Annotated in this window: 16 protein-coding genes; 7 read left to right on the plus strand and 9 right to left on the minus strand. The window is 65.5% G+C overall.

What is annotated here, in order from left to right:
- Positions 1 to 489 precede the first annotated feature (489 nt).
- Genes MSP7336_RS10800 through MSP7336_RS10820 form a run of 5 tightly spaced genes read left to right on the plus strand, consistent with a single transcriptional unit; the run spans position 490 to position 4,642 of the window.
- Positions 490 to 1,221 (plus strand): lytic transglycosylase domain-containing protein, encoded by a 732-nt coding sequence (locus tag MSP7336_RS10800; RefSeq protein ID WP_069396105.1) that lies wholly within the window; start codon positions 490 to 492, stop codon positions 1,219 to 1,221.
- 48 nt (positions 1,222 to 1,269) lie between these two features.
- A complete protein-coding gene (gene eno, locus MSP7336_RS10805) occupies positions 1,270 to 2,559 on the plus strand; it encodes a phosphopyruvate hydratase (protein WP_113963679.1) in 1,290 nt (429 codons plus the stop codon).
- Between the two features lie 8 nt (positions 2,560 to 2,567).
- A complete protein-coding gene (locus MSP7336_RS10810; RefSeq protein ID WP_069396103.1) occupies positions 2,568 to 3,185 on the plus strand; it encodes an FtsB family cell division protein in 618 nt (205 codons plus the stop codon).
- Positions 3,178 to 3,669, plus strand: a complete 492-nt coding sequence (locus MSP7336_RS10815) for a DUF501 domain-containing protein (protein ID WP_069396102.1) — start codon at positions 3,178 to 3,180, stop codon at positions 3,667 to 3,669. The genes MSP7336_RS10810 and MSP7336_RS10815 overlap by 8 nt, the downstream gene beginning before the upstream one ends.
- Positions 3,670 to 3,718: 49 nt before the next feature.
- Positions 3,719 to 4,642: a Ppx/GppA phosphatase family protein gene (locus tag MSP7336_RS10820; RefSeq protein WP_113963680.1), complete on the plus strand. Its 924-nt coding sequence runs from the start codon at positions 3,719 to 3,721 to the stop codon at positions 4,640 to 4,642.
- A gap of 5 nt (positions 4,643 to 4,647) precedes the next feature.
- Here the strand turns inward: MSP7336_RS10820 and MSP7336_RS10825 are convergent, their stop codons facing one another.
- Entirely contained in the window at positions 4,648 to 5,325 is a 678-nt protein-coding gene (locus MSP7336_RS10825; protein WP_113963681.1) for a response regulator, read from the minus strand.
- Positions 5,322 to 7,883 (minus strand): sensor histidine kinase, encoded by a 2,562-nt coding sequence (locus MSP7336_RS10830; RefSeq protein ID WP_244917538.1) that lies wholly within the window; start codon positions 7,881 to 7,883, stop codon positions 5,322 to 5,324. The genes MSP7336_RS10825 and MSP7336_RS10830 overlap by 4 nt, the downstream gene beginning before the upstream one ends.
- Positions 7,884 to 7,936: 53 nt before the next feature.
- Between MSP7336_RS10830 and MSP7336_RS10835 the strand changes: the two genes are divergently transcribed.
- Together MSP7336_RS10835 and MSP7336_RS10840 are read left to right on the plus strand one after the other, a co-directional pair.
- Positions 7,937 to 8,380 (plus strand): CBS domain-containing protein, encoded by a 444-nt coding sequence (locus MSP7336_RS10835; protein WP_069396098.1) that lies wholly within the window; start codon positions 7,937 to 7,939, stop codon positions 8,378 to 8,380.
- Positions 8,377 to 9,672 carry an ArsB/NhaD family transporter gene (locus MSP7336_RS10840; protein WP_113963683.1) on the plus strand — a complete coding sequence of 432 codons (1,296 nt, stop codon included), beginning with the start codon at positions 8,377 to 8,379 and terminating at the stop codon, positions 9,670 to 9,672. The genes MSP7336_RS10835 and MSP7336_RS10840 overlap by 4 nt, the downstream gene beginning before the upstream one ends.
- On the opposite strand, the gene MSP7336_RS10845 is transcribed toward MSP7336_RS10840, so the two are convergent.
- The 7 genes from MSP7336_RS10845 to MSP7336_RS10875 form a co-directional block, all read right to left on the minus strand.
- Positions 9,662 to 11,167 (minus strand): ATP-binding protein, encoded by a 1,506-nt coding sequence (locus tag MSP7336_RS10845; protein ID WP_113963684.1) that lies wholly within the window; start codon positions 11,165 to 11,167, stop codon positions 9,662 to 9,664. The two genes, MSP7336_RS10840 and MSP7336_RS10845, sit on opposite strands and share 11 nt — an antisense overlap.
- Positions 11,167 to 11,940: a response regulator transcription factor gene (locus MSP7336_RS10850; protein WP_069396095.1), complete on the minus strand. Its 774-nt coding sequence runs from the start codon at positions 11,938 to 11,940 to the stop codon at positions 11,167 to 11,169. Before MSP7336_RS10850 ends, MSP7336_RS10845 begins: the two co-directional genes overlap by 1 nt.
- 264 nt (positions 11,941 to 12,204) lie before the next feature.
- Positions 12,205 to 12,489, minus strand: a complete 285-nt coding sequence (locus MSP7336_RS10855) for a WXG100 family type VII secretion target (RefSeq protein ID WP_113963685.1) — start codon at positions 12,487 to 12,489, stop codon at positions 12,205 to 12,207.
- A gap of 20 nt (positions 12,490 to 12,509) precedes the next feature.
- Complete coding sequence (locus MSP7336_RS10860) at positions 12,510 to 12,806, minus strand: WXG100 family type VII secretion target (protein ID WP_085178737.1); 297 nt, start codon at positions 12,804 to 12,806, stop codon at positions 12,510 to 12,512.
- 118 nt (positions 12,807 to 12,924) lie between these two features.
- The gene (locus MSP7336_RS10865; protein WP_113963686.1) at positions 12,925 to 14,046 is read right to left on the minus strand and encodes a PPE family protein; all 1,122 of its coding nucleotides are present in this window, start codon (positions 14,044 to 14,046) and stop codon (positions 12,925 to 12,927) included.
- Between the two features lie 43 nt (positions 14,047 to 14,089).
- Positions 14,090 to 14,875 carry a PPE family protein, SVP subgroup gene (locus MSP7336_RS10870; RefSeq protein ID WP_069398210.1) on the minus strand — a complete coding sequence of 262 codons (786 nt, stop codon included), beginning with the start codon at positions 14,873 to 14,875 and terminating at the stop codon, positions 14,090 to 14,092.
- 213 nt (positions 14,876 to 15,088) lie between these two features.
- Positions 15,089 to 16,315, minus strand: coding sequence for a PPE family protein (locus MSP7336_RS10875; RefSeq protein WP_280524364.1), 1,227 nt, complete (start codon positions 16,313 to 16,315; stop codon positions 15,089 to 15,091).
- Positions 16,316 to 16,323 lie beyond the last annotated feature (8 nt).

The raw sequence follows: 16,323 nt of genomic DNA on the forward strand, positions 1-16,323 counted from the left end.
TCCCGGTCGGACTCCTCGGCGGTCTGGCGGAGTCAACGACAACCGGAACTCAGCGAGCCTGGAGTTCTTCGCTTCTTAGCGGAGGTGTCGGACCGTGCGAACCACAGCGAAACGAGTTCGATCAGATGAATCAGATTTTCCGTGACGTCTACCCGGATGCGCGAGTGCCGAAATCGGTGTAGCAGTGGATCGATTCAGCGCGCGACGGCTGGGCGGCGCGGATGCGGTGCGCGCCCTGTCGAGTTGTTGAACTGCTGATCTGCGGCGCCGCGGCGGCCAGGCGCCTCCTGGTCCTGCACGCCGACGCCGACTACGAACTCGCACAGCGCCACCTTCTCCACGTCATTGCTTGGCGCGTCGTGCGCGCCGAGCAATAGCGCAACACGGAGATTCCATCGGCTACACCGCGACGCGAACGCGGCGACGCAACCTGTCCCGTGGGACCATGGTCGAGGGAAATCTGGTTCCGGGGAGCAGCAGGGGAGTTTCGTGTCGCCGGTGCGTTGGCTGCGCGCGTTCGCTGTCGTGGGGGCGACGGCGCTGCTGTTGGCATCGAGTTGTACCTGGCAGCTGGGCACACCCATCCCCAAGGGCGTGCCGCCGCCCCCGGGCGACCCCGTACCGCCAGTCGACACTCACGCCAAGGGCCGGCCCGCCGACCAGCTCCATGAGTGGGCGGCCGCCCGCGCGCCGAAGCTGAAAATTCCGGTCATCGCGCTCGAGGCGTACGCCTATGCCGCGCGGGTGGCTGAAGTCGAGAACCCCAACTGCCATATCGCGTGGACGACGCTGGCCGGCATCGGCGCAATCGAGAGTCATCACGGCACCTACCATCGCGCCACCGTGGCGCCCAACGGCGACGTACGTCCGCCCATTCGGGGGGTGCGCCTCGACGGCAGCGGCGGGACCATGCACATCGTCGACAGTGAAGCGGGCGACCTCGCCGACGACGACGGCACGGTGCGGGCAATGGGCCCGATGCAGTTCATTCCGGAGACTTGGCGGCTGTACGGGGTGGACGCCAACAACGACGGAATTGTCAGCGTCGACAACATCGACGATGCCGCGCTGTCAGCTGCCGGTTACTTGTGTTGGCGCGGAAAGGATCTCAGCACACCGAGAGGGTGGATCACCGCGCTGCGGGCCTATAACGACTCGGATCCCTATGCGCGCTCGGTGCGGGATTGGGCCACCGCCTATGCGGCCGGTCACCCGTTGTGATGCAGGCTCTAGGCTACTGAGGGCAGGCAACGAGGCAAGGAGATCCCAGTGCCCATAATCGAGCAGGTCGGGGCCCGCGAGATCCTGGATTCCCGCGGCAACCCGACTGTCGAGGTCGAGGTCGCGCTCATCGACGGGACGTTCGCGCGGGCAGCGGTGCCCTCCGGTGCGTCGACTGGCGAGCACGAGGCTGTCGAACTGCGTGACGGCGGCGACCGTTACGGCGGCAAGGGCGTGAAAAAGGCAGTCCAGGCCGTTCTCGACGAGATCGCGCCGGCCGTCATCGGACTCAACGCCGACGATCAGCGCCTGGTCGACCAGGCGCTGGTGGACCTCGACGGCACCCCGGACAAATCCCGCTTGGGCGCTAACGCGATTCTGGGCGTGTCGTTGGCAGTCGCCAAAGCCGCTGCCGACTCCGCCGAATTACCGCTGTTCCGCTACATCGGTGGGCCCAATGCGCACATCCTTCCGGTGCCGATGATGAATATTCTCAACGGTGGGGCGCACGCCGACACAGGCGTGGACATCCAGGAGTTCATGGTGGCTCCGATCGGCGCGCCGAGCTTCTCCGAGGCGTTGCGTTGGGGCGCTGAGGTTTACCACGCCCTCAAGGCACAGCTGAAGAAGCAGGGCCTGAGCACCGGGTTGGGCGATGAAGGGGGTTTTGCGCCTGACGTGCCCGGCACCAAGGCCGCGCTGGACGTCATCGGTTTGGCCATCGAATCGGCGGGTTTCAAACTCGGCGCCGACGTCGCGTTGGCGCTGGACGCGGCCGCCACCGAGTTCTACACCGACGGCACCGGTTACGCCTTCGAGAGTGACACCCGCAGCGCCGATGACATGACTAGGTTTTACGGCGAGCTGCTCGACTCCTATCCGCTTGTCTCCATTGAAGATCCGCTGTCCGAGGACGACTGGGACGGCTGGGTGGCGCTGACGGCCGCGATCGGAGACCGCGTGCAAATCGTCGGCGACGACCTTTTCGTCACCAATCCCGAACGGCTGGAGGAAGGTATCGACAAGGGTGCGGCAAATGCGTTGCTGGTCAAGGTGAATCAAATCGGAACCCTGACCGAGACGCTCGACGCCGTGGTATTGGCGCACCACAGCGGGTATCGCACCATGATGAGCCACCGCAGCGGTGAAACCGAGGACACCACGATCGCCGATCTGGCCGTCGCCGCCGGATGTGGGCAGATCAAGACCGGGGCCCCGGCGCGCAGCGAACGCGTGGCCAAATACAACCAATTGCTGCGAATCGAGGAGGCGTTGGGCGACGCCGCGCGATACGCCGGTGATCTCGCGTTCCCCAGATTTGGACTGGAAGCCAAGTAGCAAGGTCCATGCCCGAAGCGAAACGGCCCGATCCCAAGCGGCGCTCGCCGGCGCCCAGCCGGGGGAAGCCGGGTAGGGCCGGGCCGCGCAAGTCAACAGCACAAGCACGGGCACGTGCGGTGCCCGAGGTCATCGAGCCCATCAAACGCGCGATTGTCGAGTCGGCCGAACAACGCTCCGAGCAGCGCTTGGGCCTGACCGCGCGACGCGCGGCGATACTTGCCGCCGTTGTCTGCGTACTGACGCTGACCATCGCCGGGCCGGTCCGCACGTATTTCGCGCAGCGCACCGAGATGAAGCAGTTGGCCGCCTCTGAAGCCGCGTTGCGCCGCCAAATCGCCGAGCTCGAACAACAGAAAGTCAAGCTCGGTGATCCGGCTTACATCGCGGCGCAGGCGCGCGAGCGGCTCGGCTTTGTGATGCCCGGTGAGGTCCCCTATCAGGTGCAGCTTCCGCCATCGGCGGCCGTTCCCGGGGAGGAGCACGAGGGCGGGCCCACGGCGGCGAACACCGGTCCCTGGTACACCTCGCTGTGGCACACCATCGCCGACACCCCGCACGGACCGCCACCGCCCGCGCCGCCGCCAGAGCCCGCGGCCCCCAATCCTGCGCCGCCCGGTGGTTGATCCCGCCGATCTCGACGCGGTTGCCCGCCAGCTCGGGCGCGAACCGCGTGGGGTGCTCGAAATTGCCTATCGCTGTCCCAACGGTGAACCTGGTGTGGTGAAGACCGCGCCGAGATTACCTGACGGAACACCGTTTCCGACGTTGTACTACCTGACTCATCCGGTGCTCACCGCGGCGGCGGGTCGCTTGGAGTCGTCGGGGATGATGCGGGAGATGACCGAGCGACTACGCCGCGACCCCGATCTGGCCGCCGCATACCGGCGGGCCCATGAGTCGTATCTCGCCGAGCGTGACGCGATCGAGCCGTTGGGTACCACGACGTCCGCCGGCGGTATGCCGGACCGGGTCAAGTGCCTGCATGTGCTGATCGCGCACTCACTGGCCAAAGGACCCGGGGTGAATCCGCTGGGCGACGAAGCGCTGGCGGTGTTGGCCGGCCAGCCGTCCATGGCGGGGATTTTGGTGCCGGGGGAGTGGACGTGACGCGCGCCGGCGACGATGCAGAGCGCAGCGATGAGGAGGAGCGGCGCGAATGAGCCGAGTCGCCGCAATTGACTGTGGTACCAACTCGATTCGGCTCTTGATCGCCGACTCGGTCGACGGGCAGCTGCGCGACGTGCACCGCGAGATGCGCATCGTACGGCTAGGGCAAGGCGTGGACGCAACGGGTAAGTTCGCGGCCGACGCGCTGGACCGGACCCGCGCGGCGCTCGTCGACTACGCCGCGCTGTGCACCGCGCATGGCGTGGACCGGGTGCGGATGGTGGCGACGTCGGCTGCCCGCGACGCGAGCAATCGCGATGTTTTCTTCGCCATGACGGCCGACGTGCTGGGGATAACCGCCGACATGATCAGCGGCACCGAGGAGGCCCAGCTTTCGTTTCGCGGTGCGGTAAATGAATTAGACTCGGCCCAAGCACCTTTCGTAGTGGTTGATCTGGGCGGCGGGTCGACAGAGATCGTGCTCGGCGATTCGGATGTCATTGCGAGCTTTTCCGCCGATGTCGGCTGCGTGCGGGTCACGGAACGCTGTCTGCACACCGATCCACCGACACCGCGGGAGATGGCCGCGGCCCGCGAGATGATCCGCGAGCGCCTCGATGAGGCGCTGCGGGTCGTACCGGTACAGCGCGCCCGCACTTGGGTCGGCGTCGCCGGGACCATGACCACACTTGCGGCGCTCGCTGCGGGCCTGACGGTGTATGACTCTGCGGCCATTCACCTTTCCCGGGTGGGCATCGAGCGACTACTGCAGGTGTGCGATGAGTTGATCGGCATGACACGGGCGCAACGCGCCGGGCTCGGACCGATGCACGAGGGCCGTGCCGACGTGATCGGCGCGGGCGCAATCGTGGTGGAGGAGCTGGCTTTTGCTTTGGCCGAGCGGGCCGGCATCGAAGAGTTGATCGTCAGTGAGCACGACATCCTCGACGGTATCGCGCTGTCGATCGTCTGAGTCTGTCACGTCTCGAAGCGATACCCCATACCCGCCTCGGTCAACAGATGCCGGGGGTGTGACGGGTCATTCTCGAGTTTCCGGCGCAGCTGCGCCAGATAGACACGGAGGTAATGTGTTTCTTTGGCGTAAGCCGGCCCCCAGACCTCTTTGAGGAGTTCTTCGCGGCCCACCAGCTTCCCGCGGTTGCGGGCGAGGACCTCGAGCATGCCCCATTCGGTCGGCGTCAAGTGGACCTCGGTACCATTCTTCGTCACCTTTTTCGCAGCCAAATCCACGGTGAACGAGGCGGTTTCGATGACAGGTTGGTCGGTCTCCGCTGCGGTGTTGCGCCGTACCGCGGCGCGCAGCCGGGCCAGGAACTCGTCCATGCCGAATGGCTTCGTCACGTAGTCGTCGGCGCCGGCATCCAGCGCTTCGACCTTGTCAATCGAATCGGTGCGCGCCGAGAGCACGATCACCGGTGCGCTCAACCAGCCGCGCAGCCCAGCCAGCACGTCGATACCAGAGATGTCCGGCAACCCCAGGTCGAGGATCACCACGTCAGGTGGGTGTTCGGCGGCAGCCCGCAATGCCCCGGTGCCCGTTGAGGCCGTTATGACCTCGTAGCCACGCACGGTCAGGTTGATCCGCAGTGCGCGCAGGATATGCGGCTCGTCGTCGATCACCAGGACACGAGTCATCTGTGCTGGTCCTCCGCCGCAGCAAGATCGACAACGATGGTGAGTCCGCCGCCGGGGGTATCGGTGGCTTGGATCGTGCCGCCCATCGCCTCGACGAAACCTTGCGCCACCGACAGTCCCAGACCCACGCCGGTGGTGTTGTCGTGGTCGCCCATCCGCTGGAATGCCCCGAAAAGATGATTCTCGCTGCCGTGCGGCAGCCCGGGCCCTTCGTCGATCACGTTGATCAGGACCCGGTCGCCCACCTGTCCAGAGTTCACGCGGACCACGCAGTTGGGGGCATAGCGCAACGCGTTGTCGATCAGGTTGGCCAGCACCCGTTCGAGCAGGCCGGCGTCGGCCAGTACCACCGTGGCGCCGACGTCGACCTTGACCCGGTCGATCCCGGAACGGAAGAACCCGGTGGCGCCCTGGCCGATACTCACCAGCGCGCGCTGGACCGTTTCCTCCAAATACACCCGTCGCAGCTCGGGCCGGATGACGCCGGCGGCCAACCGCGACGAATCCAGCAGATTGCCGACCAGTGCCGTCAGTTGATCGATGGACTCCTCGATGGTGGTCAGCAGCTCAGCGGTGTCGTCGGGCGAAAAGTCGATGTCCTCGGCCCGCAGGCTTGACACCGCGACCTTGGCCGCGGCCAGCGGAGTGCGCAGGTCGTGGCTGACCGCCGACAACAACGACCGCCGCAGTTGGTCAGCCTGGCTGATCGCCTCCGCCCGGCTGGCCTCTGCGGCCAGTTCGCGTTGCCTGATCAGACCCGCGGCCTGCTTGGCTACCGCGGAAAGCACCCTGCGGTCGCGCGCGGCGAGATTTTTGCCGGCCAACAGCATCCAAAACTCGTCGTCGCCGACCTCGATTGCGGTGTCAGCGGAATCGATTGTGGCGCAGGGGTCACTGCCCACCGAGGCGACGACCTGGCCGACGTCGTCGGTTGCCCGCAACATACTGACCGCCCGCTGCGAATAGGTCTCGCGCACCCTTTCGAGCAGCGTCTCGAGATCGGCGCCGCCCAGCACCGATCCCGCGAACAGGGTCAACAACTCCGCTTCCCTTGATGCCCGGCCGGCTTCCCGGGCCCGTTTAGCCGCGCCGTCGACCAGAACCGCGCTCGCTACGGCTACGACCAGCAGCACCAGCTCGGTGATGGCCGCGTCGAGATGGGCGATGGTGAAGCTGTGCCGCGGAGTAGTCAGGTAGTAGTTCAACAGCAGACTGGACACCACTGCCGAAAGCACTGCCGGGCCTACACCTCCCAGCAATGCCACGGCCAGCACACCGACGAAGAAGATGGCGCTTTGTCCGCTGGTTCGCAGATGTGGATCAAGCCAGTTGACTGCGATTGCACAGATCACCGATGGGACAACGACCGCGGCCAGCCATGCAGCGGCGCGACGGTTGCGGCGCGAGACCGCCGCTGCGCGAAAGCCGCGTGGGGATTCGCCGTGGTTGACGATGTGCACGTCGATCTTGCCGGACTGTTGCACAATTCGCGCGCCAATGCCTTCGTCCAGGATGCGGGCCCACCGTGAGCGTCGCGAGGTCCCGATCACCAGCTGAGTGGCGTTGATTTCGCGGGCGAAATCGAGTAGCGCCGCCGCCACGTCGTTGCCGGCCACGATGTGCATGGAAGCGTCAAGGCTGGTCGCCAGCTCACGGATCGCGCTGATTCGCGTCTCCGACATGTCGGCCAGCCCGTCGCCACGCAGCACATGCACCACGACCAGCTCAGCGCTTGACTTGGTAGCGATCCGGGACGCCCGCCGGACCAAGGTCTCCGATTCCGGCCCCCCGGTCACGGCCACCGCGACGCGTTCACGCGCTTCCCAGGTATCGGTGATGTTCTTGTCAGCCCGGTATTTCGACAGGGCAGCGTCGACCTGGTCGGCCAGCCACAGCAGCGCGAGTTCCCGCAACGCAGTGAGGTTTCCGCTGCGAAAGTAGTTGGACAGCGCCGCGTCGACTCTGTCCGGTGCGTAGACGTTTCCATGGGACAGCCTGCGCCGCAGCGCTTCCGGCGTGATATCGATGAGTTCGATCTGCTCGGCCTGTCGCACGATCGAGTCCGGCACCGTTTCCTGCTGGACGATGCCGGTGATCTGGGCCACGACGTCGTTGAGACTCTCCAGATGTGCGATGTTGACCGTGGAGATCACCGTCATGCCCGCATCGAGCAGCTCCTCGACGTCCTGCCAGCGCTTGCGGTTCTTGCTTCCCGGAGCGTTGGTATGGGCCAGGTCATCGACCAGCACCACTTGCGGGTTGCGTGCCAGAACTGCCGGAACGTCGAGCTCGGTGAAATGGCTGCCGCGATACTCGATATCCCGGAGCGGGACAACCTCGATTCCGTCAAACAGCTCCGCGACTTTGCGCCGCCCATGGGTTTCGACCGCTGCTGCCACCACGTCGGTGCCGCGTTCGGCTCGCCGGTGCGCCTCGGATAGCATCGCGTACGTCTTTCCGACACCGGGCGCCGCACCCAGGTAGATGCGCAGCTCCCCGCGCTTGCGTTGGGGCTCGACGACACTCACACCAACATCATCCACCTGCGGCGGCGCAATGCCGGGTCTGCCCGTTAGTCCTGGTCCAGCTCGCCAAGCTGTATCGTCTCCGCATGCGCGCCGCCGAAATCGCTGAGGACTTCCCGGTCCTGACCACGGACTCCGCCGCAGTCGAGGCTGTCCGCATGCTCGCCCGGCAACGCCTGCCCGGGATCCTCGTCGTCGACGCGTCGGGCAGTCCCTACGCGGTGCTGCCCGCCTCGCAGGTGGTCCGTTTCATCGTGCCGCAGTATGTGCTGGACGACCCGTCGCTGGCAGGTGTGCTCTCCGAATCGATGGCCGACCACGTGGCGGAGAGCCTGGACGGGAAGACTGTCGGCGACATGTTGCCCGAGCATCTGACCAACGTGCCGCCGGCCCAGTTCGATGACACGATCATCGAGGTGGCCGCGGTGATGGCAAGGCTGCGAAGCCCGCTGATCCCAGTGGTCAAGGACGGCAGGCTGCAGGGCGTCATCACGGCATCACGGCTGTTGGCTGCGGTGCTCAAATCTTGAATCTCTACGCGATTCTCGCGACCGCGATCTTCGTCGTCGCTTACGCCCTGATCGCCAGCGAGCGTGTCAACAAGACCCTGGTGGCCCTGGGCGGCGCCGTATGCATGGTCATTCTGCCGGTGGTCAATTCCCACGAGGTTTTCTTCTCTCGTGAGACCGGGATCGACTGGGAAGTCATCTTTTTGCTTCTGGGCATGATGATCATCGTCAGCGTGCTACGCCAGACCGGCGTATTCGAATACGTGGCGATCTGGGCTGCCAAGCGCGCCAGAGGCTCGCCGGTGCGGATCATGATCCTGCTGATGCTCGTCACCGCCATTGCATCGGCGTTGCTGGACAACGTCACGACGGTCCTGCTGATCGCACCGGTTACCTTGCTCGTTTGCGACCGGCTGCAAATCAGCCCGGTGCCGTTTCTGATGGCCGAAGCGTTCGCCTCCAACATCGGTGGTACTGCCACATTGGTCGGCGACCCACCCAACATCGTCATCGCTGACCGAGCTGGCTTGAGCTTCAACGCATTTCTGGCTCACCTGACACCGATCGTACTCATTCTCCTCGTCGTCCTGGCGGTGCTGCTGCCGCGTCTGTTTCCCGGCGCTTTCACGGTTGATGCCGAACGGGTCGACGATGTCATGTCGTTGAATGAACGAGAAGCGATCAGAGACCACCAGTTGCTGATCAAGTGCGGGGTGGTTCTGGCGGCGGTGTTCGCCGGCTTCGTCGCGCATAATCCGATTCACACCGATCCCTCGCTGGTGGCGATGGTCGGCGCCGGCGTGCTGATCGTGGTTTCCGGGCTGACGCGAGAGTTCTATCTGGAAAGCGTCGAGTGGGAGACGCTGCTGTTCTTCGCGGGGCTTTTCATCATGGTCGGCGCTTTGGTGAAAACCGGCGTGATCGGCCAATTAGCCAACCTGGCCACCCACGCCACTGGTGGCGATGCACTGGTGACGACAATGCTGATCCTCGTCGTGTCCTTCATCGCCAGTGGTGTGATCAACAATGTGCCGTACGCGGCCGCGATGACACCGGTTGTCGCAGAGCTGGTCTCCTCGATCCAGCCTCATTTGAACTCCGCGGTGCTGTGGTGGGCCTTGGCCTTGGGCACCGATCTGGGCGGCAACCTCACCGCGGTCGGGGCGAGCGCCAACGTCATCGTGATCGGAATCGCCCAGCGCGCAGGCCATCCGATCTCGTTTTGGGAGTTTACCCGCAAGGGGGCGGTGGTCACTGGGATGTCACTGGTGGTCAGCGCGGGCTACCTGTGGCTGCGGTACCTCATGGTCTAGGCTCGACCGCTTGGTTCGCACGGCTGATCATCGGCAATCGAACCCGAAACACGGTGTGGCCGTTGCCGGATTCGGCGGTGACTGAGCCGTTGTGGGCCTTGACGATAGAGGCGACGATGGGCAGTCCTAAGCCGTTGCCTGACCCATTCGACCGGGAGACGTTGCCGCGCACGAATCGGTCAAACAAGTGTGGTAGCAGCTCGGGTTCGATCTCGGGCCCGTCGTCGGATACAGTCAATTCGGCGTAAGCCCCGTCGTCACCGGACACGTGACGGGTAATGGCGGTCGTCACCGTGACTCCCGGCGGGGTGTGCACGTGGGCGTTGGTCAGCAGATTGCTGACGAGTTGGTGCAGCCGGTCGCGATCTCCCCGCACCCAGACCGGCTCCTCAGGCAAGTCGTTGACCCAGTGATGCGTCGGCGCCGCAACCGCCGCGTCGTTGGCCGCAGTGCTGACAACGTCGGCAAGATCGACGTCCTCAGTGTCCAGATCCTGACCCTCGCCCAGCCGAGACAGCAGCAGCAATTCGTCGACGAGCGATGTCATCCGCATTGCCTCAGACTCGATACGGGCGAGCGCGTACTCGGTTGTCGGTGGCAGTGTCGAGCTGTCCTGGCGGGTGAGTTCGGCGTAGCCCTGAATCGCTGCCAGCGGAGTGCGCAATTCGTGGCTGGCGTCGGTGATGAACTGGCGCATGCGGCGGTCGGACTCAGCGCGATGTGCCAGGGCGCTATCGACGTTGTCCAGTAAGCGATTCAAGGTGTGCCCGACGATGCCGACTTCGTTGTCCGGGTCGGTATCATCTGGTTGCACGCGGGTGGTGATTCGGTTTTCGTCACCGATGAGCGGCATCCCGGCGACTTCGGCTGCGGTGGCCGCGACGCGCCGCAGTGGCCGCAGCGCGTAGCCGACGGCCATGATGGTGAGACCGGCGGTGACCACCAATGCGCCCACGAAAAGTGCTGCAGTAGTGGCGATCCGGTGCGAAACAGCTCGATTGGCAAGGTCCATCGAAACCCCGACCACAAGACGATCATCGCCGTCAGCCCTGCTGTTGACCCGATGAGGTCCCAAGCTACCCAGATCTTCGGTGCGCGCCGGGCCGTCTGACCAAGACTGGGCCTCGATCGCTTTCACAACGTCGGCAGGCGCCGCTCGCGGCTCGTCTTCGGAGAACACGGCCGAGCCGATCACGGTACCGTCGCGGACCACCGCGATGAGATTGCCCGGTGTTTGGCCGGTGAATTTCACCATCTCCTGCGCTATCGGTGCTTCAGGACCAACGGCGTTGCGATACCGGGCCAACGAATGACTCAGTGCGTCCAGCGATTCGGAAACCTCCGCGTCGACCATCGCTGTGACGTATTCGCGCATGCTCACCACCGAGGCGACGCCGATTACGGCCAGCACCACACAAACGATCGCCGATACGCCCAGCACCAGCTGCCGCCGTAGCGAACGGGGCCGCCACCATGGTGCGAGTCGGCGTCGCATTAGTCCGGTGGTCGCAGCATGTACCCGATACCTCGCACGGTATGAATCATGGGTTTGCGGCCGGCGTCAATTTTCTTCCGCAGATAGGAGATGTACAGATCGACAATGCTGGTGCGGCCGGCGAAGTCGTAATTCCATACCCGATCCAGAATTTCGGTGCGGGTCAACGCCCGGCGGGGGTTACGCATCAAAAAGCGGAGCAGCTCGAACTCGGTCGACGTGAGCGGTATCGGCGTCCCGTCGCGGGTCACCTCGCGGCTGGCTCCGTCCAGGATTAGTCCGCCGACCGTGAGAACCTCCTCGGCCGGAGGTGCCAGCTGATTGGAGCGGCGCAGCAGCCCACGTAGCCTGGCCACCAGCTCTTCGAGGCTGAACGGCTTGGTCATGTAGTCGTCGGCGCCGGCGGTCAAACCGGTGACGCGGTCCATCACCGAATCGCGGGCGGTGAGGAACAGCGTGGGGGTGTAGGCCTCGGATTCGCGCACGCGTTGCAGAATCTGCAGCCCGTCCATATCGGGAAGCATGATGTCGAGGACGAGCACGTCGGGTCCCACTTTGTCGAACTTCGTGACGGCCTCTCGGCCGTTGTGCGCGACGTCGACGACCCAGCCTTCATAGTGCAGCGCCATCTTGACCAGGTTGGTCAATGCCGGCTCGTCGTCGACCAGCAGGACCCGGATCGGTGATCCGTCGGCTCGGGTGATCCGTGGCAGCTGGCCCAAGATGGCCTGGCGCGGCCGCTGTTCACGCGTGTAACTCGACATGGCGGTCATGGTTCCCGATTTTCCCTGGCACAAATCGCTCAGTCACACACTTCATAGCGTTCTCAAATTTTGTAGATGGTCGAAGAGACCGCCATGGACCGGGCAAGATATGCGTTTCCCTGTATCGCATAAGTTTACTCGGTGTGTGGCATTTCCCGAAAAATATTGGAATACATGACCATTGAAGGAGACGACCCGGCTACTCGGCCGAGGTGCCTCTGGACAGGCGAGCCCCCGCGGGGTGCCCTGCCGGCGATGGGATTCCTACCGGGACTAGGCCCAGCTGGAGCCGACGGCGGAGTCGGTGCTGGCCATGTTGTTGCCGGCGGCCTGTATCTTTTGGCCGTGGGCGTTGGCCTGCTCGTAGATCACCTGGAAGTTGCGACCCAACGCGGTGATGAACTCCTGGCAGGCCACCGAACCGGCACCACCCCAGAAGTCACCGGCGGCCAGCACATCACGAATGATGGCGGTGTGCTCCGCTTCTAAGGTGGCGGCCTGGGCGCGGATCAGCGCACCGTGAGCGTCGACATCGCCGAACTGGTAATTGATCGTCATCTTTGTTCTCCCAATGTCTTTCAGCTGCCCAGGATCTGCTGGCTGGCCTGCTCTTGCTGTTCGTAGTTGTTGGCGTCGCGGATCAGCCCGTCGCGCACCCCGTGCAGCATGTTGACGATGTTGCGAAACGCGGTGTTCATCTGGGCCATGGTGTCGTGCGAGGTCATCTGGGCTGTGCCGCTCCAGCCGGCACCGGCGATGTTCATCGAGGATGCCCACATCTTGCGGGCCTCGTCCTCGACGGTCTGAGCGTGCACGTCAAAACGGCCCGCCATGTCCCGCATCGCGTGCGGGTCGGTCATAAAACGGGTGGTCATCGAGGTAGCTCCTTGTCTGTCAGGGTCCCTCAGGGTCTGTCAGGCTGTTGCGCACAGGCTAGGACCGGGCGATTAACAGCTCGCTTCTAACACATGACATGTCGTTACTTTTGTTTCGTTAAACCACCACCGATTTAGGCATCACGGTGGGCTTGAATCCGTAGCGCGGCGCACCGAAGCCGACACCCAAGCCCCGGCCGGCGCCCAGCGGCATCCCGGCCGGAACGGTGGCCATCGCGGTGCTTTCCTCTGCGGCGGCTGTCCAGCCGCTGCCCGCCAACGCCGCGCCAGCAGTGCTCGTCGGGGTGGCTGCCGACCAACCGGCCGGCACCGACAGACCACCGACCGAGGAGGCCTGGCCCATACCGGCGGCCACCACCGGTGCCGCGCCAATGTTGCTGGCGCCCACCGCGGCTGCGGGTGCAGCCTGCGCAACTGAGACCGGCAATTCCGCCTCAGCCATTGCATCGGCGGCCATTTCCGCACTGTGGGCGTGGGCAAGACCCACCCCGCTCGAGATTCCGGCGAACATGTTCCAAGCCCCGATGTTTCCGGCCTGGGCGATCACGCTTTGGAGCGCCCCTGCCGCATCACCCGCCGCCAACGGGGACGCCAGCCCCTGCACCGCGCCCGGCAGGCTGGACACCAATTGGGAAAGTCCCGACTGGGTGCCGGCGGTCGAGACCGCGGCGGCCTGGCCGGCCGCAGCCGCCGGATTGGTGATTTGTGCCGGGGCGTTGAGGGGCTGCAGCACGCCGGCGGTCGCCGACGCACCGGCGTAGCCGTACATCGCGGCCGCATCCTGTGCCCACATCTCGGCGTAGAGGGCCTCGTTCGCCGCGATCGCGGGCGTGTTCTGGCCGAGAAAATTGGTCGCGACCAGCATCGCCAATTGCGCGCGGTTGGCGGCAATCACCGGCGGGGGCACCGTCATAGCGAAGGCAGCCTGATAGGCCGCCGCCGAGGCCATGGCCTGGGCGGCGGCCTGCTCAGCGGCCGCGGCGGTGGCGTTCATCCATGCCACGTAGGGCGCGGCGGCGGCCGCCATGGCCGCTGAGGCCGGACCCAGCCACTGCTCGCCGGTGAGCGCTGCGATCACCGACTGGTACGAGGCCGCGGCCGTCGCCAATTCGGCGCCCACGTTGTTCCAGGCCGCCGCGGCGGCCATCATCGGTCCCGCTCCCGGACCGGCATACATGCGTGCGGAGTTGATTTCCGGGGGTAATGCTCCGAAGTCCATCTTTTCAATCCCGTTCTCTGGTAACCGATTCGGTTGAGCGTTTTTAGACGACTGCGGATTTGGGCATGACGGTGGGCTTGACGCCGTAGCGCGGTACGCCGAAGCCAAATCCGCTGCGCCCGCCCGAGGCCGCGGCCGGCATCCCGGCCGGCATCGCTGCGACCGACGTGCTCTGCGGGGCGGTAGTCCAGCCCGCGCCCGTCAAGGTCGGGGGACCTGAGCTGACAACCGGGCCGCCTTCGGCGACCCAACTGGGCGGCACCGACAGGCGGCCCACCGAAGACGCCCGGCCCACGCCGGCCAACACCGGTGCGCCCGTGGTGGCGGCAGGAGTCGCCGGCCCGACGGAGCTCACCGCGCCGGCTTGGCTTAAACCAGCCGCCATGGGCCCGAGGCCGGGCACTTGGCCGTTGGCCAGTGCACCCGGAGCAAGGAAACCGGAGCTTCCCAGCTGCAGCAGGTCAGAGGCTGCGGAGCCGAAATTCCCGATCTGAGTGGTAAGGCCGTTGAGGACCGGCGCATCCGATGCGGCCGCCGCAGCCACCGAGTTGGCCGCTTCGGTGTCGCCGTACAAGCCGGCGCTGCGACCCAAGGTGTGGACGAACATCTCATGGATCGCCGTGGCTTGGGCGCTGATCTGCTGATAGAGGTTGCCGTACGCCGCGAACTGGGTCGCCTGCAGCGCTGAAACCTCGTCGGCGGCTGCGGGAATGACACCTGTGGTCGGCGCTGCGGCGGCCGCATTCTGGGCCGCTACCGCAGAGCCGACGGCCTGCAGGTTGGCGGCAGCCGCCGTCAACGCCTCAGGATGCGTGGTCACGAAAGACATAGCTTCTCCTCACTCGAACGGGCCGGCAGCCAGCCAGGCTGTCGGGCGGCACCGGCTAAGGTTCGCGCACAAAATGGCTGCTGTGAGGATTCGCTAACGGTTTCTTAACGGTGTGGCACAGCCTTTTAACGCTGTGTTACGGGTTTCGTGACATCACCATGCATAAAAGTGGCCCGCACACCCTGGGTGCGCGGGCCACGTGGTGGTTGGGGCTTATCCCGCTACCACCGGCCGGCCCATCACCGTGGGCTTGAAGCCGTAGCGCGGCGCACCCATGCCGAACCCGCCGCGGCTGCCCATCGCTCCGGCGGGCATCGCACCGGGCATGGCCGCCACCGTGTTGCTTTCCGGGGCGGCGGCCCAGCCGGCGGGCTGCAAGGCCCCCGCCGCGGAGCCGGCCGGTGTGGTTGCGGCCCAGCTCGGCGGCACTGACAAGGAGCCGACCAGCGACGCCTGGCCCACGCCGCCGGTGACAGCCGATGCGGCCGATGCCGCCCCGGCGGCGCCGCCACCGGCGCTTCCCAGACCACCGCCGAGCGCGCCGAGGTTGCCCAGCGGCCCACCCGGAGCGAGCAACGCGCCCAACCCGCCACCGACGACGCCACCGCCCTCGGCGTTGAAACCGGGGCCGGCGAAGTAACCGATCATGCTGGGGATCAACGTCGACGGGATGTACATCGCGGCCGTGGACGCTCCCGACGAGATGCCGTTCAGGACTACATCCACAGCGTCAGCCGGAAGCACCGGATCAAGGGCGGCAGCAAGGCTCAACCCTGTCGATGCAAGTGGGGACGACATGTTCTGCAGCACGTTAGGCAGACTCGACATCAGTTGTGCCACTTGGGTTTGGCTGCCGGCAGCGCCGCTGGTGGCTTGAGCGACGGCTGCGGCTTGGCCGGCAACGCCGGTGCCGTTGGTGGTTTGGGCGGGCGAGTCGAACGGGGTCAGCTGGGAGGCGACCGCCGAGTTCGCCGCGTACCCGTACATCGCGGCGGCATCCTGGGCCCACATCTCGGCGTACTGGGCCTCGTTGGCGGCGATCGCGGGCGTGTTCTGGCCTAAGACATTGGTGGCGACCAACATTGCCAACTCGGCACGGTTGGCCGCGACCACCGGCGGGGGCACCGTCATCGAAAACGCCGCCTCGTAGGCGGACGCCGCCGCGGCGGCCTGCTCGGCCGCCTTCTGTGCCTCGGCGGCGCTGTTGTTCATCCACGCTAAATAGGGCGCAGCTGCGGCCGCCATCGACGCCGACGCGGGGCCAAGCCACTGCTCACTGATCAGCCCGTTGATCACCGCCTCGTAGGAGGAGGCCGTCGAACTCAGTTCTGCGGCAAGCGCATTCCACGCCGACGCCGCGGCCATCATCGGCCCTGAACCGGCACCGGCATACATGCGTGCGGAGTTGAACTCCGGCGGAAAGGCTCCGTAATCCAGCATGTTCGGCC

Source organism: Mycobacterium shimoidei (assembly GCF_900417275.1).
In the GTDB taxonomy this organism is placed as follows: domain Bacteria; phylum Actinomycetota; class Actinomycetes; order Mycobacteriales; family Mycobacteriaceae; genus Mycobacterium; species Mycobacterium shimoidei.